Genomic DNA, 21,459 nt, shown 5'->3' with positions numbered 1-21,459 from the left:
GAGGCGGGTTTTTTGTTTCTGGATTTGAAAGTTTCGGTGTTGCCGGGGTGAGGTCGGCGCGACAGAACGCGACCTGTCACGGCACACCGCCTCATGACGCAACGCCCGGCAGTTTCACCGCACCCGCGGCCTTCACCGCCGCGCCGCTGCGTATCATGGCGATGGCCTTCTCCATGTCGGGGTGGAAGTGCCGGTCGTTGTCGAGATGCGGCACCTCTGCCCTGACCAGCCGGCGCACCGCCTCCAGTGCCGCGCTCGAGGCCAGCGGTGCGTGGAAATCGCAGCCTTGCGCCGCGGCCAGCAATTCGATGCCGATGACGGCCGTCGCATTCTCGACCATGCCGATGAGGCGGCGCGCGCCATGCGCCGCCATCGAGACGTGGTCTTCCTGGTTGGCCGAGGTCGGGATCGAATCGACGCTGGCCGGATAGGCCTTTTGCTTGTTTTCAGAAACCAGTGCTGCCGCCGTGACCTGAGGGATCATGAAACCGGAATTCAGACCCGGCTTGGGCGTGAGAAAGGCCGGCATGCCCGACAGCGCCGGATCGACCAGCATGGCGATGCGCCGCTCCGACAGCGAGCCGATCTCGCAGACGGCGAGTGCGATCATGTCAGCGGCGAAGGCGACCGGCTCGGCATGGAAATTGCCGCCCGAAAGTGCGGAGTCGTCCTCGGCAAAGATCAGCGGATTGTCGGTGACGCCGTTGGCCTCGGTGCCGAGCGTCTCGGCGGCCTTGCGGAGCACGTCGAGTGCAGCGCCCATCACCTGCGGCTGGCAGCGCAGGCAATACGGATCCTGCACGCGCTCGTCGCCGACGCGGTGCGATTCACGGATGGCGCTGCCGGCCATCAAATTGCGCAACGCCTCGGCCGTCTCGATCTGGCCGCGATGTTTCCTGAGCAGATGGATGCGTGGATCGAACGGAGCGTCGGAGCCCTTGGCGGCATCGGTCGACAGCGCGCCGGCGACCAGTGCCGACTGGTAGAGCACTTCCGCCTCGAACAAAGCGGCAAGCGCATAGGCGGTCGAAAACTGGGTACCGTTGAGCAGCGCCAGGCCTTCCTTGGCGCCCAGTGTCACCGGCTCCAGGCCATGCGAAACGAAGGCGACCTTGGCGGGAAAGCGGCCATGCGGGGTAAAGCACTCGCCGACGCCGATCATCACGGCGGTCATGTGCGACAGCGGCGCAAGGTCGCCGGAAGCGCCGACCGAGCCTTGCGCCGGCACCACGGGGATAACGTCGTTGGCCAGCATCGCCTCGATCAGTTCGATCGTCCGCGGCCGCACGCCGGAGGCGCCCTGTGCCAGGCTGGCCAGCTTCAGCGCCATCATCAGCCGGCAGATTGCGACGGGCATCGGCTCGCCGACGCCGGCGGCATGAGACAGCACGATGTTTCGCTGCAACGTTTCCAGATCGGCGGCGGGGATGCGGACGCTGGCCAGCTTGCCGAAGCCGGTATTGATGCCATAGACCGGCTCGCCCTTGGCAACGATCCTGGCGACGGCCTCGGCGCTGGCCTTGATCTTCGGCCGGCAGGCATCGTCGAGCCTCAGTGCGGCGCCGCGATAGATGGCGCGCCAATCGGCCAGCGTGGCATTGCCCGGCCTTAGCTTGAGTTCGGTCATTGTCCCCTCCAGATGCGGGCATGCAGCGGGTTGAAGCCCATGCGGTAGACGAGTTCGGCCGGGCGCTCGACGTTCCAGATCGCCAGATCGGCGGATTTTCCGGCCTCCAGCGTACCGGTCTGTCCAAGCAGCCCGAGCGCGCGGGCAGCCTCGCGGGTAACGCCGGCAAGGCATTCATCGACGGTCAGGCCGAACAACGTCGCGGCCATGTTCATGGTCAGCAGCAGCGAGGTCAGCGGCGACGTGCCGGGATTGTTGTCGGTGGCAACGGCCATCCTGACGCCATACTGGCGAAACAAGGCGATCGGCGGCTTCTTGGTCTCGCGGATGAAGTAGTAGGCGCCGGGCAGGATGGTCGCCACGGTTCCGGCCTTCGCCATCGCCGCCGCACCCGCCTCGTCGGTGTATTCGAGGTGGTCGGCCGATAGCGCACCATAGCGCGCCGCAAGTTCGGCGCCGTGCAGATTGGACAGCTGGTCCGCATGGAGCTTGACCGGCAGGCCCGCCGCCTTCGCGGCATCGAACACGCGGGCGATCTGCTCCGGCCAAAAGGCAATGCCTTCGCAAAAACCGTCGACAGCATCGGCCAGGCCCTCGGCAGCGACGGCCGGCAAAATCTGCTTTGCAACAAGATCGATAAAGGCGTCCTTGTCACCTTTTGCTTCGGGCGGCAGCGCATGAGCGCCGAGGAAAGTGGTCCTGACTGTCACCGGCCGCTCACCGCCCAGCCGTCGTGCGGCGCGCAGCGACTTCTTCTCGTTTTCGAGGTCGAGACCGTAGCCGGATTTAATCTCGACGGTGGTGACGCCTTCGGCAATCAGCGCATCGAGGCGCGGCAGCGACTGGCCGACCAGTTCGTCCTCGCTCGCCGCGCGCAACGCCTTGACCGACGAGACGATGCCGCCGCCGGCCTTGGCAACCTCCTCATAGCTGGCGCCGGCCAGCCGCATCTCGAATTCATTGGCACGGTTGCCGGCGTGGACCAGATGGGTGTGGCAGTCGATCAGGCCGGGCGTAATCCAGCGGCCTTCGCAGTCGGTCGCCTCGGCGCCCTCGCGGAGAGCCGCCGGCATGTCGACTTCCGGCCCGGCATAGACGATCCGGCCGTTGCGCACGGCGACCGCACCGTGCTCGACGACGCCTGACCCGGCGCTGCTTTCGGCCATGGTCGCGAGGCGCGCATTGCGCCAGAGGCGAAGCTCTCCTGCCCGGCTTTTGCTCTCTGCAGCCATCATCTTTTCCGTTTCAATAGGTGACGATTATGTATATACATATGAAAAGGCACTGCAAGCGCTATCATCGCACGGCAGACCGGGATTTGGAGAAAAACGTGACAGCAATCTTTGCGGAACAGGCGCTTCTGCCCGACGGCTGGCACAGCAATGTGCGGATCGTCATCTCCGACGGCAGGATCGCCACGGTCAAGGCGAATACCTCGCTCCTGCCTGGCGACGAGCGCCGTGCCATCCTGCTATCAGGGATGCCGAACCTGCACAGCCATGCCTTCCAGCGCGGCATGGCCGGCCTTGCCGAATTGCGCGGCCCTTCCGCCGACAGTTTCTGGAGCTGGCGCGAGGTGATGTACCGTTTCGCGCTGTCGATGACGCCGGACCAGGTCGAGGCGGTCGCGGCCCAGCTCTATGTCGAGATGCTGGAGGCCGGGTTCTCGCGCGTCGGCGAGTTTCACTATCTCCACCACGACCGCGACGGCCGGCCCTATGCCAACATCGCCGAGATGGCGGAGCGCATTGTTGCTGCAGCGTCCGAGACAGGCATCGGGCTGACTTTGCTGCCGGTGTTCTACGCGCATTCCTCTTTCGGCGGCGCTGCGCCAAATGACGGCCAGCGCCGGTTCATCAACGATGTGAACCAGTTCTCGCGGCTTGTTGAGAAATGCCGCGAATCCATTCGCGCGCTGAATCAAGGCGTCGTGGGCGTCGCCCCGCACAGCCTGCGTGCCGTGACACCGGAGGAACTGGAAAACATCACGGTGATGGCGCCGGAGGGGCCTATCCACATCCACATCGCCGAGCAGATGAAGGAGGTCGAGGATTGTCTTGCCTGGTCCGAGGCGCGGCCGGTCGAATGGCTGCTTGCCAACGCCAAGGTCGACCGGCGCTGGTGTCTCATCCACGCCACCCACATGACCGAGACCGAGACGACCGATTTGGCGAAAAGCGGCGCCGTTGCCGGCCTCTGCCCGATCACCGAGGCCAATCTCGGCGACGGCACCTTTGCCGCGTCCTTGTTCATGCAGCATGGCGGCCGCTTCGGCATCGGCTCGGATTCGAACGTACTGATCGGCGTGCCGGACGAGTTGCGGCAGCTCGAATATTCGCAGCGCCTCGCCCACCGCGCCCGCAACGTGCTGGCGGTGGCCGGTGGCTCGACCGGCCGTGCTTTGTTCGATGCAGCGCTCGATGGTGGCAGTGCCGCGTTGGGCGCCGGCCACTCGCAGATCGCAGCAGGTGCCTCGGCCGATTTCGTCTCGCTCGACGGCAAGCATCCATCGCTGGCCGGCAAGACGGGCGATGCAATCCTTGATGCCTGGATTTTTGCCAACGGCACCAAGGTCGATTGCGTCTGGGTGCATGGCAAGAAACTGGTCAGCGGCGGCATGCATGCCAGGCGCGATGCCATCGCCGAGCGGTTCCGCAAGGTGATGACAGCGCTTTCGGCATGAGCATGCTCGGGACAATAAGCGCGGATTCTGGAAGCGCGGACGGCGGCGAGGTTCTTTCGCTGCACCAGCGCATCCTGTCGGACATCAGCGAACGGATCCTGTCGGGTGCCTGGGCGCCCGGCCACCGCATTCCGTTCGAGCATGAACTGACGGCCGAATACAATTGTTCGCGCATGACAGTGAACAAGGCGCTGTCGCAACTGGCCAAGGCCGGGCTGATCGAGCGCCGGCGTCGCTCCGGCAGTTTTGTCCGCCGGCCGCAGTCACAGGCAGCCGTTCTCGAAATCCACGACATCCGGATCGAGGTCGAGGCACTTGGCCTGCCCTACCGCTATGAGCGCATAGCGCGAAACAGAAGGCGCAGCAGCGCCGACGACCGCGCCCTGCTGGAACTCGACGTCGCCGGGCCGGTGCTGGTGCTGGAATGCCGGCATTTCGCCGGCAAGCGGCCGTTCGCCCACGAGCAGCGGCTGATCAACCTGGCTGCCGTGCCGGAGGCCGCCGAAGAGGCGTTTTTCGACACCGCGCCCGGTCCGTGGCTGATCGGCCGTGTGCCGTGGAGTGCGGCCGAGCATCGCATCCGCGCGGTTGCCGCCGAAAAGCACGTAGCGGCGGCACTCGACATCGCGACGGGCGCGCCGTCCCTGGTGATCGAGCGGCGGACATGGAGCGCCGAGCACCCCGTCACCCATGTCCGCTTCACCTATGCGGCCGAGAGCCACACGCTAGTGGCGCGGTTCACGCCGTCGCAGGGGTAAACCCTCCCCCTTGAGGGGAGGGTCGCGGAGCAAATTGCCGCATGGCGGCATTTTGTGACGCGGGGTGGGGTCGGTGCGACCTCGCCGACCCCACCCCGTCTCGCAGTCTCCGCTTCGCTTCGACTACTCGCCGACCCTCCCCTCGAGGGGGAGGGTAAAGAGCCGCATTCTCAAACCGCCGCGGTAACAATAATCTCGACCAGATATTCTGGTCCGGCAAGCTTGGCTTCGCCGGTGGCGCGGGCCGGCGTGTTGCCCTGCGGTACCCATTTGTCCCACTCCGCGTTCATCTCGGCAAAGGTGCTCATGTCGGCCAGCCAGATGATCGCCTGCAGGATCTTGGTTTTGTCGGTGCCGGCCTTGGCCAGCAATTCGTCGATCGCCGCCAGAATGTCCCTGGTCTGGGCACCGACGTTTCCGCCCGGCTTCCCGACCTGACCGGCCAGATAGACGGTGTTGCCGTGGATGACGATCTGGCTCATGCGCGGGCCTACATCGATACGACGAATGCTCATTGGATATTCCTTCTCTTCTTGTCGGTGCGCCTGTTTAGGGGCCGGGTTCGCCGGGGGCAAGGCCGCTCGAGCGGAACTTCTTGAGCCAAGCCAAAGCAGACAAGATGACGGCCCGGCCGCAATTCCGCCCGATTGGCTTGTTGACTAATGTAATAACATCACATATCGAATCCGCCCCTGCAGCGCCGATCATCGCCCCCTTGGATCGTCACATGAGCCAAACCTGCCTGACCTTCCGCGACCTCACGCTGGGCTACAATAGCCATCCTGCGGTCCACCACCTCAATGGTACGATCCGCAAGGGATCGCTGACGGCGGTGGTCGGCGCCAACGGCTCCGGCAAGTCGACGCTGATGAAGGGCATTGTCGGCGTCCTGAAGCCGATGGCCGGCGCGGTGATCCGGGCGCCCGGCGTACGCGCCGCCTATCTGCCGCAGCAATCGGAACTCGACCGCTCCTTTCCGGCCCGGGTCGTCGACCTGGTTTCGCTTGGTCTGTGGCCGCGGCGCGGCATGCTCGGCCGTTATACGAGGGAAGATCGCGTCTCGGTCAGCGAGGCGCTGATGGCCGTCGGCCTCGGCGGCTTCGAAAAGCGCCCGATCGACACGTTGTCGGGCGGCCAGCTGCAGCGCACGCTGTTTGCCCGCGTGCTGTTGCAGGATGCCGAGCTCATCCTGCTCGACGAGCCGTTCAACGCCGTCGATGCCAAGACGGTCGGTGACCTGATCGCGCTGATCAAGCGCTGGCACGGCGAGGAACGCACGATCATGGTTGTGGTCCACGATCTCGATCTGGTGCGGCAGAATTTCCCCGAAACACTGCTGCTGGCGCGCCAGCCGATCGCCTGGGGAGAGACCAGGGAGACGCTGCGGCCGGAGAATTTGTTGCGCGCGCGCCGCTTCCACGAAGCCTGGGAGGACAACGCGCCATGGTGTGAGCCCGGCGAGCATGATCACCAGCACGGTGGCCACGAGCACGGCCATGACCACGACCATTATCACGGCTCCGGGCCGAGGACGGCATGATGGACGTGCTTTACGGTCTTTTCGTCGCTCCTTTCGCCGACTACGCCTTCATGCAGCGGGCGCTCGCCGGTTCGATGATGCTGTCGCTCGGCGCCTGCCCGGTCGGCGTGTTCCTGATGCTGCGGCGCATGAGCCTGTCCGGCGACGCCATGGCGCATGCCATCCTGCCCGGTGCTGCCGCCGGCTTCCTGTTCTATGGCCTGGAGATCCTGCCGATGACTATCGGCGGACTGATCGCCGGCATCATCGTGGCGCTCGGCGCCGGCGCCGTCTCGCGCTTCACCATTCAGCGCGAGGACGCCTCGATGGCGGCCTTCTATCTGATTTCGCTGGCCATCGGCGTGCTCATGGTATCGATCCGCGGTTCCAGCGTCGATCTCATGCATGTGCTCTTCGGCACCGTGCTGGCGCTCAACAACGAGGCGCTGACGCTGATCGGCGGCATCGTCGTGGTGACGCTGGTCAGCCTCGCCATCTTCTGGCGGGCGCTGGTCGCCGAATGCCTCGACCCTTTGTTCCTGCGCTCGGTCAGCCGGATGGGCAGCCCGGTGCATTTCATCTTTCTCGGCCTCGTCGTGCTCAATCTCGTCGGCGGCTTCCAGGCGCTCGGCACCTTGCTGTCGGTCGGGCTGATGATGCTGCCGGCGGCGGCGGCCCGCTTCTGGACCTCGCGCGTCGAGCCGATGTGCGTGTTGGCCACAGTGATCGGCTTTGCCTCCTGCATTGCCGGGCTGCTGTTGTCCTACCATGCGTCGCTGCCCTCCGGCCCGGCCATCATCCTGTCCGCCGGCGTCGTCTATTTCGCCTCGATCCTGTTCGGCACGCGCGGCATCCTGCGTGCCCGCATCGTTCATCACCGCCACAGAACTGCCTGATCCCAACAAGGAGAACCTGTCCATGCTGAAATCGATCCGCGCCGCTTTGGCCGTGAGCGTTATAACATTAACCGCCTTTGGCGCATCTTCGGCCTTCGCAGAGCCGTTGAAAGTGGTCGCCAGCTTCACGATCATCGCCGATTTCGCCAAGAATGTCGGCGGCGACCGCATCGATCTGACCACCATCGTCGGGCCGGACGGCGACGCCCACGTCTACGAGCCGAGCCCCGCCGATGCGGTGGCGATGGCCAAGGCCGACATCGTGCTGGTCAACGGCCTGCATTTCGAAGGTTTTCTGCAGCGCCTGGTCGACGCCAGCGCCACCAAGGCGACTGTCGCCGTGCTGACCAAGGGGGTCACGCCGATCAATTTCAAACCCGAATTCGCCGAGGCCGATGTCGCCGAAGGCGCGGAAACCGATGGCGGCAAGACGGTCACCGATCCGCATGCCTTCCAGTCGATCGCCAATGCCAAGATCTATGTGAAGAACATCGCCGACGCCTTTTGCACGGCCGACGCTGCGGGTTGCGACAGCTACAAGGCCAATGCAGCCGCCTATACGCAAAAGCTCGAGGCGGTTGAGGGCGAAGTGCAGGCGGCGATCCAGTCGATCCCGCAGGAGAAGCGCGTCGTCATCACCTCGCATGACGCCTTCGGCTATTTCGAGCAGGCCTACGGCTTGACGTTCCTGGCCCCGGAAGGCGTGTCGACCGAGTCGGAGCCCTCCGCTGCCGACGTCGCCAAGCTGGTCAGCCAGGTGAAACAGGACAAGGCGGCGGCGATCTTCGTCGAGAACATCACCAACCCGCGGCTGATCGAGCAGATCGCCAGCGAGACCGGCATCAAGGTGGGCGGCACGCTCTATTCCGATGCGTTGTCGCAGCCCGACGGCCCGGCCGCGACCTATATCGATCTGATGCACAACAACATCGCCCAGATCAAAGGCGCGATCCTCGGCAGCTGAGCTGTCTAGTCACTCCATCCGGTCGGGCTGAAATTGCCCGGCCGGATTTCTGTCTAATGGCGGTTGCCGACCGGGTCAGGGAGTGGCAAGACTGCCGCTAACCAGATTGCGAGGACACCGCCATGGAATACCGTCAGATCAGCGAGGACTATTCGGTCTCGGGCCAGATCCAGCCCGAGGATGTCGCGACCATCAAGGCCGCCGGCTTCAAAAGCGTGATCTGCAACCGGCCGGACGATGAGCAGCCCGGCCAGCCATCGGCCGACACCGTCAAAGCGGCGGTCGAGGGCGCCGGGCTCGCCTTCCGCTACATCCCGGTCATCAGCGGCCAGATCACGGCCGAGAATGTCGAGGACCAGGCCGAGGCGCTTGACGAACTCGAAGGCCCGGTCTTCGCTTACTGCCGGTCCGGCGCCCGCTGCACTAATCTTTATGGGCTGATCCAGCAGTCGAAGGGGTGAGAGGCGTTCCGATGATTTAGTGATGCCGCCGTCTGGCTATGACCCGCCGCAGCCAGAAGAAAGCGACAAGCAAAGCGACATATAGCGCAAGATCGACGAGCGGAACCGTAGCGACCAAAAGTACGATGAAGCCCGCAAGACATATCGGAAAGCCGACACCGCACCACCAGCGCGCCTTCGGATGAGTGAGTTCGACCCAGCCATAGAGCCACGAAGGCCAGGGATTGATGATGCGCAACTCCCAAGCCTTCGGTTCATGCGCGGCGTGGATCAGACTACCAATCGTGAACGGCACAATCCCCACTAGAAACAGCACGATGCCGGCGATCTGAAAGTTCGACATGATTTACACTCAAATCGGCAGCGCGCCGGTCTCCTTCAACGTCTCCAGCACGATCGCCGTCTTCACATGCTGCACGGATTCGTGCGGCAGCAACACGCCGTTGACGAATTCCGACAGCGACTTCAGGTCCGGCGTCACCACTTTCAATATATAATCCATCTCGCCGGTCAGCGCGTGCGCTTCCTGCACTTGCGGCAGCCGCGCCACCAATTCGCCGAAGCGCCGCGCATTGTCGCGGTTGTGGGTGGCGAGCGTCACCGAGATGACATTGACCAGGGAAAAACCGAGCTTGTCGCGGTCGAGCACCGCCCGGTAGCCCTTGATATAGCCGTCCTCCTCCAGCCGCTGGCGACGACGCGAGCACTGCGACGCGGACAGGTTCACCCGTTCCGACAGATCGTTGTTGGTCAGCCGTGCATCGCCCTGCAACAGAGCCATTATCTTGCGGTCAAACTGGTCGATGCGCGCCTCATCCATGAATTTCGGGTCCGCAGTGCACAACTCGCGCATGATCAGACCATTTCAAGCGTTTTAATGCAAGCAATTTGCACTCGCTCCGCGCTATAATTGGGTTTAGATGGCCGACGCGGCCAGTTCCAGATTTCGGAGCAATGCCATGGGTCCCTTCCCGCACGACGCACCGCCCGCCAAGATCAGCAAAACCAATCCCGCCGGCACCGACGGCTTCGAGTTCGTCGAATTCGCGCATGCCGAGCCGGAAAAGCTCGCCGAACTGTTCACCCGCATGGGCTATGTGCCGGTGGCCAAGCACCGCAGCAAGGACATCACCGTCTGGCGGCAGGGCGACATCAACTATGTCGTCAATGCCGAACCCGGCTCGCATGCCATGAAATTCGTCGACAAGCACGGCCCTTGCGCCGCCTCGATGGCGTGGCGGGTGGTCGATGCAAGGCATGCCTTCGATCACGCGGTGGCCAAGGGCGCGACGCCCTATGAAGGCAACGACAAGACGCTCGATGTGCCGGCGATCGTCGGTATCGGCGGATCGCTGCTCTATTTCATCGAAACTTACGGCGAGAAGGGCTCGGCTTACGACGCCGAGTTCGACTGGCTGGGCGAGCGCGACCCCAGGCCGGAAGGCGTCGGCTTCTATTATCTCGACCACCTGACCCACAATGTCTATCGCGGCCAGATGGACAAATGGTGGGATTTCTACCGAGACCTGTTCGGCTTCAAGCAGATCCATTTCTTCGACATCGACGGCAAGATCACCGGCCTGGTCAGCCGCGCCATCACCTCGCCCTGCGGCAAGATCCGCATTCCGCTGAACGAGTCCAAGGACGAGACCAGCCAGATCGCCGAATATCTGAAGAAGTATAATGGCGAGGGCATCCAGCACATCGCCGTCGGCACCGACGACATCTACGGTGCCACCGACAGGCTGGCCGCCAACGGCCTGAAGTTCATGCCGGGCCCGCCCGAGACCTATTACGACATGTCTTATGCCCGCGTGAACGGCCACGAAGAGCCGATCGAGCGCATGAAGAAGCACGGTATCCTGATCGACGGCGAAGGCGTGGTCGACGGCGGCACGACCAAGATCCTGCTGCAGATCTTTTCCAAGACGGTGATCGGCCCGATCTTCTTCGAATTCATCCAGAGGAAGGGCGACGAAGGTTTTGGCGAGGGCAATTTCCGCGCTTTGTTCGAATCGATCGAGCAGGACCAGATCAAGCGCGGCGTGCTGAAGGTGCAGGCGGCGGAGTAAGGCTGCACCGGACTTCTTGCGATTCGGTCAGTAGTAGCTCAGACTTTGGCCATGAACATTCCTATCGCAGAGGCCAAGGCAAGACTGTCGGAACTCGTCAGCCGCGCGGAAGCTGGCGAAGAGATTGTGATTACCCGTCGCGGCAAGGTTGCGGCGCGCCTCGTGCCGCTAGCCGTGCCCGAGTCCCTGCCTCGTGTCGGCGCCATGAAGGGCAAAATCAGGATTGCCGACGATTTTGACGAACTCGGTCCCGAATGGGACGGGTATGCCAAATGACGCTGTCACAGGCAAACGTCTATTTGGCGAGGCCGGCGGCTTTGCGCAGAATCTCGTTGATGCGGCTCTGCCAGCCGGGGCCGCCGGCACGAAAGCGGGCGACTACGTCACTGTCGAGACGGAGTGTTACCTGCTTCTTCGGATTATCGAGAGCCGGCCGGCCGCGCGAACGGCGAATGCTTTCGGCAAGCTCAGGGAACGCTTCGGCGAAAGGACGAGCGTTTCGAAAATCCTCCTCTGTCCATTCCGGATTCTCCGAAACGGCTTCCCAGTCTTCTTTGCTGTAGCCGCGACCAGCTTCGAACTCGGTGCGCACCTTACGCTTTGCCATTGAACAATCTCCTTTCCGCGGGACTTGCCGGGCGCATCGAAATTTTCGAGATGCCCTCGGAACCGAGCCGGGCAAACACGACCGCAACGATGCCATCGATGATCCGGCCAATTGCCATGGAGACGACCGGCCTTGGCAGTGCGGATTGTCGAGGCAAGAAAAAACTCGTCATCAAGCGCCGCAAAATCCAAGCCGTGCTTGTCAATGTTGGCCAACCGTTTCGGTTCGTCCCAAACGATCTTCATCAGAATTTATGTACCTACAATAATTAAGTCAATAATTTTCGTAACTACAACTAATTGCGACCTTCGAGCACCAACCTCTCGACCTCGGCTTTCCTGAGTTTCAGATCATAATCGAGGAAGAACTCGTCGAGTTGCGGCGGCTTCACCGAGGTGCCGGACAGCATCGCGTGCACCTGGCCGCGATGATGGATGTCGTGGATGAAGAGATGGGCGAGCAGATCGCCGATCCGTTCCGGTATCATGCCGTCCTCGCGCCGGTCGGTGAGAACGCGGCGCTCGAGATCGTCGGCCGACAGGCGGTCGCAAAAGGCGATCAGCCGCCGGTCGGCCGCGACCTGGGCAACAAACAGTGCCTCGGGATCATTGAAGGGCACGAAGCCATCATAGGCGGCAGCGCCGACACGGCCCTCTTCGAGAAAACCGAGATAGAGATGATCGACCGCCAGGATGTGGTTGAGCGTTGCCTTGATCGATGGGAAGAAGCTTATCCTTTCAGCCTCGAATTCGCCGGGCTCAAGCTGCAGCACGGCACGATAGAGCCGGTCGTTGGACCACAGATTGTTGCGCGCCATGCGGCGGAAATGGTTCAGCAGGTCCATGACTTCACGGCGCGACCCGGAATAGCGACACACCCGCCCATAGAAGCGCAAACCCAGCCAAAACAATCAGCAGCAGCCCGATCATGCGCCGCCGCATGCCTTGCGTTTCCTCGTCCAGCGCGACATTCGTGTTGGTGACGGTGTGAAACATCATCGCCTTGCGCGGAAAGCCGCTGCGGTTGGTCAGGCCGGGCGAGCGCGCCTCGATGCGGTAGCTCAGCCTGATTGCCTGGATGAAGATCGCCAGCATGGCAAGAGCCCAGGCACCGCACAGCAGATAGAACGTCTCGCCTGTCATTCTCTTACCCCTCGTACTTCTCGACCTTCTGCTCGATGGCGCCGAAGATCGAATGCCCACCCCGGTCCTTCATCTCGATACGCACGCTATCGCCAAAGCGCAGGAACGGCGTTTTCGGTTCGCCGGTTTCGATGGTCTCGATCATACGCAGCTCGGCGATGCAGGAATAGCCGGCGCCGCCCGCCGAGACAGGCTTGCCCGGCCCGCCGTCGAGCTTGTTGGAGACGGTGCCCGAACCGATAATGGTGCCGGCGGCCAGCGGCCGCGTTTTTGCGGCATGGACAATCAGCGCCGGAAAATCGAAGGTCATGTCGATGCCGGCGTTCGCCCGGCCGAACGGTTTGCCGTTGAGATCGACCAGCAGCGGCAGGCTGACCTTGCCGCCGTCCCAGGCATCGCCCAGCTCGTCCGGCGTCACCGCAACCGGCGAAAAGGCCGATGACGGTTTCGACTGGTAGAAGCCGAACCCCTTGGCGAGCTCGGGTCCGGTCAGGCCGCGCAGCGTTACATCGTTGACCAGCATGACCAGCCGGATCGCCGCCCGCGCCTGGTCGAGGCCTGCACCCATCGGCACGTCGTCGACGATGACGGCGACCTCTCCTTCCATGTCGATGCCAAGGGTCTCGTCGGTCATGCGGATTGGGTCGCGCGGTGCGAGGAAAGCGTCCGAGCCGCCCTGGTAGATCAGCGGATCGGTCCAGAAGCTTGCCGGCATCTCGGCGCCGCGCGCCTTCCGCACCAGCTCGACGTGGTTCACATAGGCCGAGCCGTCGGCCCATTGATAGGCGCGCGGCAGCGGCGAATGGGCGTCATGCTCGTGAAAGCGGGCAGACGGCACCGCATTATTCTCGAGCGATTCGGCCATCGCAGCGAGATGCGGCGCGATCCGATGCCAGTCGTCGAGCGCGGCCTGCAGCGTCCGCACCAGGAACGAAGCATCGGTAAACCGCGTCAGGTCGCGCGAGACGACGACGAGCTTTCCGTCGCGCGTCCCGTCCTTCAATGTGGCAAGCTTCATGCGGTTTCCTCTCCTGGCGCAGCTTTGGCGCTGCTTTGATTTTTTGTTCTACGCATGATCTCTTCCGAAAACCGGTTCCACTTTTCGGGATCATGCTCCAGCCCCACAACAAGGCCGTCGCGGGCGATCGTCAAGTCGCCGGCCCATGTTTTCCTCACGGCGGCAATCCAGTCGGCCTCGCCGATCTCGGGATCGTCGGCGGGAATGAGATGGTTGAGGACCAGTCTGTTGACGCCTGCATCGGTGGCGATGCGACCCGCTTCCTCGGCAAAGCTGTGGCTGGCAAGCAGGTGTTCCCTCAGCCTTGCGCCGTTGCCGGTCTTCGCGACCAGCCGCTCGATACCCTCTTCCAGCATGGCCTCGTGGACCAGGACGTCGGCGCCCTCGGCGAAATCCGCCAATGGCGGAAAGAACGCCGTATCCGACGAAAAGACGATGCCTTGCCCCGCATGATCGAAGCGCAGCGCAAAGCAATCCGTCACCGGCGGGTGGTCGACACGCAGCGCCGATATTTTGAGACCGCGCTCCCCGACCACGTGGCCTTCACCAAACTCGACGATCGAGACCAGGTCGCGGATATCCGGCCCGCCTTCATCGGCGATGCGGATCTCGATGTCGAATTCCATTGCCTGGCAAAAGCGCTGCCAATAATAGCCGGTGCCGGGCGGGCCGAATACGGTGACCTTTGTTGCCAGGCCGGCCGTCCATGCGGTGTGGATCAACGGTCCGAGTTCCAGCATATGGTCGGAATGCAAATGCGTGATGAAGATCAGGTCGAGCGCCTTAAGGCTGACACGGGCATCGGTCAGCCCGCGCGTCACGCCGAGCCCGCAATCGACGACGAGGGTGCGGCCGCCAATCTCCAGCAGTGACGAACTCGGCCACGGCCCGCCCGGCCGCAGCGCCGGGCCACCCTTCGAACCCAGAAGCACCAGACGATCCGTCATGCGACGGCGCTCAAGACCAGTCGCCCTCTGGCGTGCCGTTGAAGCGTTTCTTCAGGTCGGCCCAGCAGTCGATGTAATTGTCCTGTCGGGTTTCGAGCTCGGCGCCATAGCGGGTCACCATCTGCGGAAAGCGTGTCTCGAACATGAAGGCCATGGTGTTGTCGAGCTTGACCGGTTTCAGCTCCGCGCGCGAGGCTTTTTCGAAGCCAGACGCATCGGGTCCGTGAGCCAGCATCATGTTGTGCAGGCTGATGCCACCGGGCACGAAGCCCTCTTCCTTGGCATCGTACTGACCATGTATGAGGCCCATGAACTCGCTCATGATGTTGCGGTGATACCAGGGCGGCCGGAAAGTGTTTTCCGCCACAAGCCAGCGCGGCGGGAAGATGACGAAATCGATATTGGCGGTGCCTTCCTCGCCGCTCGGCGCGGTCAGCACGGTGAAGATCGACGGATCGGGGTGGTCGAACAGGATCGCACCGACCGGCGAAAAGGTCGCAAGATCATATTTGTAGGGCGAATAATTGCCGTGCCACGCCACCACATCCAGCGGCGAATGATCGATCTCGGTGACATGGAACTGGCCACACCATTTCGCGATCAGCCGACAGGGCGTGTCCTTGTCCTCGAACCAGGCGCAGGGCGTCTTGAAATCGCGCGGATTGGCCAGGCAGTTGGCGCCGATCGGGCCGCGATCCGGCAGCGTCAGCTTGGCGCCGTAATTCTCGCAGACATAGCCGCGCACTTCGGCATCCACCAGTTCGACCTTGAACACCAGGCCGCGCGGCAGCACGGCGATCTCGCCCGGCCTGAGTTCAATAGCACCCATCTCGGTGACGAAGCGCAAGGCTCCAATCTGGGGCACGACCAGCAACTCGCCGTCGGCGTTGAAGAAATGATCGTCGACCATCGAGCGATTGGCGACATAGACATGTGCCGCCATGCCGGTCTGGCCGAGCACGTCGCCGGCGGTGGTGATCGAGCGCATGCCGGCAATGAAATCGGTCGGCTCCTTCGGCATCGGCACGGGGCTCCAGCGATACTGGCCGAGTGCGAGCTGGTGGTCGCCGACATTCGGCGCGCTCTTCCACAGCGGATAATTCGCCGCTTTGAAGCGGCCGGTATGCCGTACGCTCGGCCTTATCCGATAAAGCCAGGAGCGCTCATTGGTGCCGCGCGGCGCGGTGAATGGAGAGCCCGAAAGCTGCTCGGCATAGAGGCCGTAGGCCGGCCGCTGCGGCGAGTTTCGCCCTTGTGGCAGCGAGCCCGGCAGAGTCTCGGTCTCGAAGTCATTGCCGAAACCCGGCATGTAGGAATAGGTCATGGAATCCTCCCGAATTCATAGTCCCGGAGCGTCCGAAGGGAAGCTCTGAGTTGACCAGACTGGTTTCATTTGTAACCATTGAAAATGTAACCATCAACAGTGATGTCTCGCAGGAGCCGCAAGCCTGCTCAGTCAAGGCCAATCATGGAAATCCTCGAACTCGAATCCTTCCTGCCTTACCGGCTCTACCGGCTTGCCGATGCGGTCAGCCGCGAGTTCTCAAGGATCTACAAGGACCGCCACGGCCTGACCCGGCCCGAATGGCGCACACTGGCCGGGCTTGGACAGCACGGCACGATGACGGCGACGGCGCTCGGCGAGCAATCGGCCATGCACAAGACCAAGGTTTCGCGCGCGGTCGCCGAGCTCGAACGACGCCGCTGGCTCAGCCGGACGCCTGACGAAAAAGACCGCCGTGTCGAGCATTTGGCGCTGACCAAGGTGGGCATTGCCGCCTATCGCGAGATGGTGCCGCTGGCGAAGGTGTTCGAACGGGAATTGCTGGCGAGATTGAGCGCAGATGAACGTACAGCAGTCGCGGAAGGGGTGGCCGCGCTTGAGACGGCTTTGTACGGGGATTAGGTCCTCAGCAACTTTTGATGCAGGCGGGACAGCACCCCCCTCTGGCCTGCCGGCCATCTCCCCCCTCGAGGGGGGAGATTGGACGTCGCTTCGGCTTTCGCCAATCTCCAAAGAAGAGCGATGTCGGCGAAGCTGCCAATCTCCCCCCTTGAGGGGGAGATGGCCGGCAGGCCAGAGGGGGGGTGCTGTCCCGCCGGCGTTTCTAATCGCCTACCAATCCATCACCACCTTGCCGGAATTGCCGCTCTTCATCGCCTCGAAGCCGGAAATATAGTCGTCGATGCCGATGCGATGCGTGATCAGGCCGCTGACATCGAGCGGGCCTTGCACCAGCGCGATCATCTTGTACCAGGTCTCGAACATCTCGCGGCCGTAGATGCCCTTCAGATGCAGCATCTTGAAGATGACCTTATTCCAGTCGATCTCGAAGCCGGTCGGCGCAATGCCGAGGATGGCAATCTTGCCGCCATTGTTCATGGTGTCGATCATGTCGCGGAAGGCGGGCGCCGCGCCTGACATTTCCAAGCCGACATCAAAACCCTCGGTCATGCCGAGCGCCGGCATGACATCGCGCAGCTTTTCCTTCGACGCATCGACGACATGCTGGACGCCGAGCTTTTTTGCCAGTGCCAGGCGCACCGGGTTGATGTCGGTGATGACTACTTTTCGCGCGCCGACGCACTGCGCCACCAGTGCGCCCATGATGCCGATCGGCCCAGCGCCGGTGACCAGCACGTCCTCGCCAACCAAGTCAAAGGACAATGCCGTGTGAACGGCATTGCCCAAGGGATCGAAGATTGCCGCGATCTCGTCCGGCACGTCGTCGGGGATCGGCACGACGTTGTGCTGTGGAATCGCAAGGTATTCGCCAAAGGCGCCCGGCCGGTTGACGCCGACGCCGAGCGTGTTGCGGCACAGATGCCCCCTGCCCGCCCGGCAGTTGCGGCAATGGCCGCAGACGATATGGCCCTCGCCGGAAACGCGCTGGCCGAGTTTGTACTCGGTCACCGCGGTGCCGAAATCGGCGACGGTTCCGACGAATTCGTGGCCGGTTACCATCGGCACCGGCACCGTCTTTTGCGCCCACTGGTCCCAATTATAAATGTGGACGTCGGTGCCGCAGATCGCGGTCTTCCTGATCTTGATCAGAACATCGTTTGGGCCGATTTCCGGCACCGGCACTTTTTCCATCCAGATGCCCGGCTCGGCCTTGGCCTTGACCAGCGCCTTCATCATGTTTGACATTCTTTTGTCCCCAGAACCTTAGTCGCTTGAATCTCTTGATCCGGAATCGCTTTTCGGTCCCGGCCGCTCAGGAAATCACGCCGAGTTCGCGACCGACTGCGGCGAACGCCTCAACCGCACGATCGATGTCAGCGCCGGAATGGGCGGCCGACATCTGCGTGCGGATGCGCGCCTGGCCCTTCGGCACCACCGGGAAAGAGAAGCCGATGACATAGATACCGCGCTTCAGCATCCGCGCCGCCATTTCCTGCGCCAGCGTCGCGTCGCCCAGCATCACCGGGATGATCGGATGGTCGGCGCCGGCCAGTGTAAAGCCGAGCCTGCCCATCTCGGAGCGAAACCGCGCTGCGTTGGCATATAGGCGCTGACGCAACGCATCGCCATTGCGGACCAGTTCGAACACCCGAATCGAGGCGCCGGCGATCGCCGGCATCAGCGTGTTGGAGAACAGATAGGGGCGCGAGCGCTGGCGCAGCCAGTCGACTACCTGCTTCCTGCCCGAAGTGTAGCCGCCCGACGCGCCACCCAACGCCTTGCCAAGCGTGCCGGTGATGATGTCCACCCTGCCCTCGACGCCGCAATGTTCGGCCGAGCCGCGGCCATTCCTGCCGACGAAACCAACTGCATGGCTGTCGTCGACCATCACCATCGCATCGTATTTGTCGGCGAGGTCGCAGACGCCCTTCAGATTGGCGATGATGCCATCCATAGAGAACACGCCATCGGTGGCGATCAGCCGGAACCGGCAGTCGCGCGCCTCTTTCAACCGCGCCTCCAGATCGGCCATGTCGTTGTTGGCGTAGCGGAAGCGCTTTGCCTTCGACAGCCGCACGCCGTCGATGATCGAAGCGTGGTTCAGCGCATCGGAGATGACCGCATCCTCCTCGCCGAGCAGCGTCTCGAACAGGCCGCCATTGGCGTCGAAGCAGGAGCCGTAGAGGATCGTATCCTCCATGCCGAGGAAGCCAGAAATCGTCGCCTCGAGCTGCTTGTGTTCTTCCTGCGTGCCGCAGATAAAGCGCACCGACGCCATACCGTAGCCGTAGCGGTCAAGCGCCTGCTTGGCCGCTTTCCGCAGTTCGGCGCTGTCGGCGAGGCCGAGATAATTATTGGCGCAGAAATTCAGCACCTTCTCGCCGCCGACCTCGATGTCGGCCGATTGGGTCGAGGTTATCACCCGTTCGGATTTGTAAAGGCCGGCCGATTTCAGTCCTTCAAGCTCGCTGTCGATGTGGGAAAGGAATGCTTCGGTCATGATCAGGCCCTGTTGAGATCGACGAGGACTGTCGCGCCGCGCGGACGAAAAATCCATCGCAAAAGCGACCGCTTCGGTGGCGGCAATGGCACGGCAGAGGCCACGATGTTCAAATGCGGAGGCGCCGCGAAAGATTGCAATAACCACTTTGCGGGTTTCCCGCCGCGGTCGCCGCCGCCGGCCTGCTGCCGTCCCAAACCTGTTAACACTTTGAAGCCAAAGGTTGTCGCACAAGAATTCGTTGGCGAGAGGGCCGCCTCAGAAAATGTCGCAGCAGCCGGTGCACGCCGTTTCAGGCAGGCTCATACTCCTGATCAAATCCGGCTACTGGCTGGCTCTGTTGATCATAGCCGCCATGGTCGTGGCCTCCTTCATCCTGCTGCAACAGGTGATGTCTACCCAACGGCACAATCAGGCGCTGCTCGATATCGTCAGCACACAGAAAGCCCTGTCGCAGCGCATCGTCTTCCTCGCCGGCGCGACAGGCAGCGCTTCACGCGACCAGCAGCCGGCCCTGGTTAGCGCGCTCAAGCAAGCGACGGTGGAGTTCGAGAAGAACTACGATCTGCTGCTCGAACGGACCGCCGCCGATCCGGCGTCGCCGGCAAGGTTCGATCCGAAATCGATCGAGAGCGTGCTTTTCGCCAAGCCGTACCATCTCGACTATTTCTCGGTCGGGCTTATCGCCAACGGCGAACGCCTGATCTCGTCATTCGAATCGCGGCTCAACATGGCCGGCAATGGTGGCTACAAAGGCGGAGAGGAGCGCGTCAACCTGAACGCTTCCGTTGCCAACGCAACATTGTCGGGCTATGCCGCACTTGGCCAGCGCATCAGCGCCTTTGCAGACCAGCGATCCGAAACACTTCTCGATCTTAACCGCACATTGTTCTACTCGACCATCGGCGTCATCGTGCTGGTGGCGCTTTTCATTTTCAGGCCAATGTCGAATGCCATCCTGCGCAGGACGCGCGAGCTGGTCGATGCGCGCAATTCCATGGCCTTTATCGCCGTGCATGACGGGCTGACCGGCCTGCACAACCGCACCTTCCTGACCGAGCATTTCGATACGCTGATCAATGCCGCGCAGCGACGGCGTGAACGGGTTGCCGTGGTGCAGTTCGATCTCGACCGGTTCAAGCAGATCAACGACACGTTCGGCCACGCCGCCGGCGATTATGTGCTGGTGGCGGCTGCGCAGCGCATGCGTGATTCGTGCCGTACGTCGGATCTCAACGTGCGGCTCGGCGGCGATGAATTCGTCATGATTCTCAACGGTGCCGGCAGCACCGAGGACATAGATACCGTCGCCTGGCGCATCCTGACCAAGCTCAACAAGCCGATCGTCTTTCGAGGCACGACGATCCATCCGGGCGTAAGTGCCGGGATTGCGGTCTACCCGATCGATGCCGACAATGCTCAGGACCTGCTCGTCCATGCCGATCTGGCGCTGTATTCCGCCAAGAAGCAGGGCGGCGGCAGCTTGTCGTTCTTCTCCGAGGAGCTGAGACGCGAACTCGATTATCGCAAGCAGCTCGAGCTCGACATCAGGACCGCCATCTCCGAGAAGGCGTTCGAAGTCTATTTCCAGCCGCAGGTGTCGCTGTCGAACGGCGCCATCAGCGGCATCGAGGCTCTGGTTCGCTGGAGACACGCCGAGCGCGGCATGATCGCGCCGGGCGAGTTCATTCCGATCGCGGAAAAATGCGGCTTGATGTCCGAGATCGGCCGCATCGTCATTGCCAAGGCGATCAACGAAGCAGCCGAATGGAACCGCGCAGGCATCGCCTTCGGACGGATCGCCGTCAATGTATCCGGCTCGGAGCTGCGCGAGACAGATTTCGAAGTCTTCCTGTTAGACATGCTGGAGAGGGCTGGCCTGCCAGCGCACAAACTATCGCTGGAGATCGTCGAATCCGTCATTCTCGACGACGAGAAGACCGGTATCGCGGCAAAGCTGCGGCACATCCGCGCCGCCGGCATCCATCTTGAGCTCGATGATTTCGGCACCGGCTACGCATCGCTCAGCCATGTCAATCCAAACGAGATCGATCGGCTCAAGATCGACCGCCGTTTCGTCCAGAACATCAACGAGAACAGCGGCAACACCAAGATCGTGCGTGCCCTCACCGAGCTCGCCCGCGGTCTCGGCATCTCGATCGTCGCCGAGGGCGCCGAAACCGAAGCCGAGCTCGACTCGCTGATGGCGATCGGCTGCGACCAGGTGCAAGGCTATTCCATCGCTTTCCCGATGCCGCCGGACAGCGTGCGCGAATGGCTGGTGGCGCGAACGCCCAAGAAGGCCAGGCTGACAGTGCTGCAGGGCTGCCGGGCGTAGATCCGTTTCCTAGCCTAATTT

At 62.7% G+C, this 21,459-nt stretch carries 23 protein-coding genes and 1 pseudogene; 10 read left to right on the top strand and 14 right to left on the bottom strand.

Going from position 1 to position 21,459, the window contains the following annotated elements:
• Positions 1-91: 91 nt before the first annotated feature.
• Together hutH and hutI are read right to left on the bottom strand one after the other, a co-directional pair.
• A complete protein-coding gene (hutH, locus tag NKI70_RS09390; protein ID WP_352571517.1) occupies positions 92-1,627 on the bottom strand; it encodes a histidine ammonia-lyase in 1,536 nt (511 codons plus the stop codon).
• Positions 1,624-2,859, bottom strand: coding sequence for an imidazolonepropionase (gene hutI, locus NKI70_RS09385; protein ID WP_352724512.1), 1,236 nt, complete (start codon positions 2,857-2,859; stop codon positions 1,624-1,626). Before hutI ends, hutH begins: the two co-directional genes overlap by 4 nt.
• A gap of 98 nt (positions 2,860-2,957) precedes the next feature.
• Here hutI and NKI70_RS09380 point away from each other — a divergent pair, with 98 nt between their 5' ends.
• Together NKI70_RS09380 and hutC are read left to right on the top strand one after the other, a co-directional pair.
• Complete coding sequence (locus NKI70_RS09380; RefSeq protein ID WP_352724511.1) at positions 2,958-4,310, top strand: formimidoylglutamate deiminase; 1,353 nt, start codon at positions 2,958-2,960, stop codon at positions 4,308-4,310.
• Positions 4,307-5,068 (top strand): histidine utilization transcriptional repressor HutC, encoded by a 762-nt coding sequence (hutC, locus tag NKI70_RS09375; protein ID WP_352724510.1) that lies wholly within the window; start codon positions 4,307-4,309, stop codon positions 5,066-5,068. The genes NKI70_RS09380 and hutC overlap by 4 nt, the downstream gene beginning before the upstream one ends.
• A gap of 170 nt (positions 5,069-5,238) precedes the next feature.
• Here the strand turns inward: hutC and NKI70_RS09370 are convergent, their stop codons facing one another.
• Positions 5,239-5,583, bottom strand: a complete 345-nt coding sequence (locus tag NKI70_RS09370; protein WP_352724509.1) for a RidA family protein — start codon at positions 5,581-5,583, stop codon at positions 5,239-5,241.
• Between the two features lie 212 nt (positions 5,584-5,795).
• Here NKI70_RS09370 and aztA point away from each other — a divergent pair, with 212 nt between their 5' ends.
• From aztA to NKI70_RS09350, 4 genes are all read left to right on the top strand, one after another.
• A complete protein-coding gene (aztA, locus tag NKI70_RS09365; RefSeq protein ID WP_352724508.1) occupies positions 5,796-6,608 on the top strand; it encodes a zinc ABC transporter ATP-binding protein AztA in 813 nt (270 codons plus the stop codon).
• Positions 6,608-7,483: a zinc ABC transporter permease AztB gene (gene aztB / locus NKI70_RS09360; protein WP_023674413.1), complete on the top strand. Its 876-nt coding sequence runs from the start codon at positions 6,608-6,610 to the stop codon at positions 7,481-7,483. The genes aztA and aztB overlap by 1 nt, the downstream gene beginning before the upstream one ends.
• Before the next feature lie 22 nt (positions 7,484-7,505).
• On the top strand, positions 7,506-8,447 hold the full coding sequence (aztC, locus tag NKI70_RS09355) for a zinc ABC transporter substrate-binding protein AztC (protein WP_352724507.1): 942 nt from the start codon (positions 7,506-7,508) through the stop codon (positions 8,445-8,447).
• 122 nt (positions 8,448-8,569) lie between these two features.
• A complete protein-coding gene (locus tag NKI70_RS09350) occupies positions 8,570-8,908 on the top strand; it encodes a protein tyrosine phosphatase family protein (RefSeq protein ID WP_023674411.1) in 339 nt (112 codons plus the stop codon).
• Positions 8,909-8,924: 16 nt separating this feature from the next.
• On the opposite strand, the gene NKI70_RS09345 is transcribed toward NKI70_RS09350, so the two are convergent.
• Complete coding sequence (locus NKI70_RS09345; RefSeq protein ID WP_352724506.1) at positions 8,925-9,251, bottom strand: hypothetical protein; 327 nt, start codon at positions 9,249-9,251, stop codon at positions 8,925-8,927.
• Positions 9,252-9,260: 9 nt separating this feature from the next.
• Positions 9,261-9,728, bottom strand: coding sequence for an Lrp/AsnC family transcriptional regulator (locus NKI70_RS09340; protein ID WP_023674409.1), 468 nt, complete (start codon positions 9,726-9,728; stop codon positions 9,261-9,263).
• Between the two features lie 139 nt (positions 9,729-9,867).
• On the opposite strand from NKI70_RS09340, the gene hppD reads away from it, so the two are divergent.
• Both hppD and NKI70_RS09330 read left to right on the top strand, forming a co-directional pair.
• The gene (gene hppD, locus NKI70_RS09335) at positions 9,868-10,980 is read left to right on the top strand and encodes a 4-hydroxyphenylpyruvate dioxygenase (RefSeq protein ID WP_352569813.1); all 1,113 of its coding nucleotides are present in this window, start codon (positions 9,868-9,870) and stop codon (positions 10,978-10,980) included.
• A gap of 51 nt (positions 10,981-11,031) precedes the next feature.
• On the top strand, positions 11,032-11,256 hold the full coding sequence (locus tag NKI70_RS09330; RefSeq protein ID WP_352724505.1) for a type II toxin-antitoxin system Phd/YefM family antitoxin: 225 nt from the start codon (positions 11,032-11,034) through the stop codon (positions 11,254-11,256).
• Positions 11,257-11,275: 19 nt separating this feature from the next.
• Here NKI70_RS09330 and NKI70_RS09325 read toward each other — a convergent pair whose 3' ends face one another.
• From NKI70_RS09325 to hmgA, 7 genes and pseudogenes are all read right to left on the bottom strand, one after another.
• Positions 11,276-11,587 carry a BrnA antitoxin family protein gene (locus NKI70_RS09325; protein WP_352457131.1) on the bottom strand — a complete coding sequence of 104 codons (312 nt, stop codon included), beginning with the start codon at positions 11,585-11,587 and terminating at the stop codon, positions 11,276-11,278.
• Positions 11,574-11,832: pseudogene (locus NKI70_RS09320) on the bottom strand (BrnT family toxin). Before NKI70_RS09320 ends, NKI70_RS09325 begins: the two are co-directional and overlap by 14 nt.
• A gap of 50 nt (positions 11,833-11,882) precedes the next feature.
• Complete coding sequence (locus tag NKI70_RS09315; RefSeq protein WP_352724504.1) at positions 11,883-12,431, bottom strand: DinB family protein; 549 nt, start codon at positions 12,429-12,431, stop codon at positions 11,883-11,885.
• 4 nt (positions 12,432-12,435) lie between these two features.
• Positions 12,436-12,729 (bottom strand): hypothetical protein, encoded by a 294-nt coding sequence (locus NKI70_RS09310; protein WP_352593145.1) that lies wholly within the window; start codon positions 12,727-12,729, stop codon positions 12,436-12,438.
• A 4-nt stretch (positions 12,730-12,733) separates the two neighbouring features.
• Positions 12,734-13,747, bottom strand: a complete 1,014-nt coding sequence (locus NKI70_RS09305; protein WP_352593142.1) for a fumarylacetoacetate hydrolase family protein — start codon at positions 13,745-13,747, stop codon at positions 12,734-12,736.
• Positions 13,744-14,694 carry an MBL fold metallo-hydrolase gene (locus tag NKI70_RS09300; protein WP_352724503.1) on the bottom strand — a complete coding sequence of 317 codons (951 nt, stop codon included), beginning with the start codon at positions 14,692-14,694 and terminating at the stop codon, positions 13,744-13,746. Before NKI70_RS09300 ends, NKI70_RS09305 begins: the two co-directional genes overlap by 4 nt.
• A 10-nt stretch (positions 14,695-14,704) precedes the next feature.
• Entirely contained in the window at positions 14,705-16,018 is a 1,314-nt protein-coding gene (gene hmgA, locus NKI70_RS09295) for a homogentisate 1,2-dioxygenase (protein WP_352699073.1), read from the bottom strand.
• Between the two features lie 144 nt (positions 16,019-16,162).
• Here hmgA and NKI70_RS09290 point away from each other — a divergent pair, with 144 nt between their 5' ends.
• Positions 16,163-16,600 carry a MarR family winged helix-turn-helix transcriptional regulator gene (locus NKI70_RS09290; protein ID WP_352699075.1) on the top strand — a complete coding sequence of 146 codons (438 nt, stop codon included), beginning with the start codon at positions 16,163-16,165 and terminating at the stop codon, positions 16,598-16,600.
• 210 nt (positions 16,601-16,810) lie between these two features.
• Here NKI70_RS09290 and tdh read toward each other — a convergent pair whose 3' ends face one another.
• Complete coding sequence (gene tdh, locus NKI70_RS09285) at positions 16,811-17,845, bottom strand: L-threonine 3-dehydrogenase (RefSeq protein ID WP_352699077.1); 1,035 nt, start codon at positions 17,843-17,845, stop codon at positions 16,811-16,813.
• Between the two features lie 67 nt (positions 17,846-17,912).
• Positions 17,913-19,100 carry a glycine C-acetyltransferase gene (locus tag NKI70_RS09280; protein ID WP_352699079.1) on the bottom strand — a complete coding sequence of 396 codons (1,188 nt, stop codon included), beginning with the start codon at positions 19,098-19,100 and terminating at the stop codon, positions 17,913-17,915.
• Between the two features lie 265 nt (positions 19,101-19,365).
• Here NKI70_RS09280 and NKI70_RS09275 point away from each other — a divergent pair, with 265 nt between their 5' ends.
• Positions 19,366-21,438: a putative bifunctional diguanylate cyclase/phosphodiesterase gene (locus NKI70_RS09275; RefSeq protein WP_352699081.1), complete on the top strand. Its 2,073-nt coding sequence runs from the start codon at positions 19,366-19,368 to the stop codon at positions 21,436-21,438.
• Positions 21,439-21,459: the final 21 nt, after the last annotated feature.

The sequence above is a fragment of the Mesorhizobium sp. M0500 genome (assembly GCF_040321165.1).
Classification (GTDB): Bacteria; Pseudomonadota; Alphaproteobacteria; order Rhizobiales; family Rhizobiaceae; genus Mesorhizobium.
The sequence above is the reverse complement of the archived record's forward strand: the minus strand, read 5'-3'. Positions and strand labels throughout refer to the sequence as shown.

Excerpts from the sequence above, each read along its gene's own strand:
- hutH (WP_352571517.1), bottom strand. The coding sequence starts at position 1,627 with ATGACCGAACTCAAGCTAAGGCCGGGCAATGCCACGCTGGCCGATTGG.
- hutI (WP_352724512.1), bottom strand. The coding sequence starts at position 2,859 with ATGGCTGCAGAGAGCAAAAGCCGGGCAGGAGAGCTTCGCCTCTGGCGC.
- hutC (WP_352724510.1), top strand. The coding sequence starts at position 4,307 with ATGAGCATGCTCGGGACAATAAGCGCGGATTCTGGAAGCGCGGACGGC.
- NKI70_RS09370 (WP_352724509.1), bottom strand. The coding sequence starts at position 5,583 with ATGAGCATTCGTCGTATCGATGTAGGCCCGCGCATGAGCCAGATCGTC.
- aztA (WP_352724508.1), top strand. The coding sequence starts at position 5,796 with ATGAGCCAAACCTGCCTGACCTTCCGCGACCTCACGCTGGGCTACAAT.
- aztB (WP_023674413.1), top strand. The coding sequence starts at position 6,608 with ATGGACGTGCTTTACGGTCTTTTCGTCGCTCCTTTCGCCGACTACGCC.
- aztC (WP_352724507.1), top strand. The coding sequence starts at position 7,506 with ATGCTGAAATCGATCCGCGCCGCTTTGGCCGTGAGCGTTATAACATTA.
- NKI70_RS09350 (WP_023674411.1), top strand. The coding sequence starts at position 8,570 with ATGGAATACCGTCAGATCAGCGAGGACTATTCGGTCTCGGGCCAGATC.
- NKI70_RS09345 (WP_352724506.1), bottom strand. The coding sequence starts at position 9,251 with ATGTCGAACTTTCAGATCGCCGGCATCGTGCTGTTTCTAGTGGGGATT.
- NKI70_RS09340 (WP_023674409.1), bottom strand. The coding sequence starts at position 9,728 with ATGGATGAGGCGCGCATCGACCAGTTTGACCGCAAGATAATGGCTCTG.
- hppD (WP_352569813.1), top strand. The coding sequence starts at position 9,868 with ATGGGTCCCTTCCCGCACGACGCACCGCCCGCCAAGATCAGCAAAACC.
- NKI70_RS09330 (WP_352724505.1), top strand. The coding sequence starts at position 11,032 with ATGAACATTCCTATCGCAGAGGCCAAGGCAAGACTGTCGGAACTCGTC.
- NKI70_RS09325 (WP_352457131.1), bottom strand. The coding sequence starts at position 11,587 with ATGGCAAAGCGTAAGGTGCGCACCGAGTTCGAAGCTGGTCGCGGCTAC.
- NKI70_RS09315 (WP_352724504.1), bottom strand. The coding sequence starts at position 12,431 with ATGGACCTGCTGAACCATTTCCGCCGCATGGCGCGCAACAATCTGTGG.
- NKI70_RS09310 (WP_352593145.1), bottom strand. The coding sequence starts at position 12,729 with ATGACAGGCGAGACGTTCTATCTGCTGTGCGGTGCCTGGGCTCTTGCC.
- NKI70_RS09305 (WP_352593142.1), bottom strand. The coding sequence starts at position 13,747 with ATGAAGCTTGCCACATTGAAGGACGGGACGCGCGACGGAAAGCTCGTC.
- NKI70_RS09300 (WP_352724503.1), bottom strand. The coding sequence starts at position 14,694 with ATGACGGATCGTCTGGTGCTTCTGGGTTCGAAGGGTGGCCCGGCGCTG.
- hmgA (WP_352699073.1), bottom strand. The coding sequence starts at position 16,018 with ATGACCTATTCCTACATGCCGGGTTTCGGCAATGACTTCGAGACCGAG.
- NKI70_RS09290 (WP_352699075.1), top strand. The coding sequence starts at position 16,163 with ATGGAAATCCTCGAACTCGAATCCTTCCTGCCTTACCGGCTCTACCGG.
- tdh (WP_352699077.1), bottom strand. The coding sequence starts at position 17,845 with ATGTCAAACATGATGAAGGCGCTGGTCAAGGCCAAGGCCGAGCCGGGC.
- NKI70_RS09280 (WP_352699079.1), bottom strand. The coding sequence starts at position 19,100 with ATGACCGAAGCATTCCTTTCCCACATCGACAGCGAGCTTGAAGGACTG.
- NKI70_RS09275 (WP_352699081.1), top strand. The coding sequence starts at position 19,366 with ATGTCGCAGCAGCCGGTGCACGCCGTTTCAGGCAGGCTCATACTCCTG.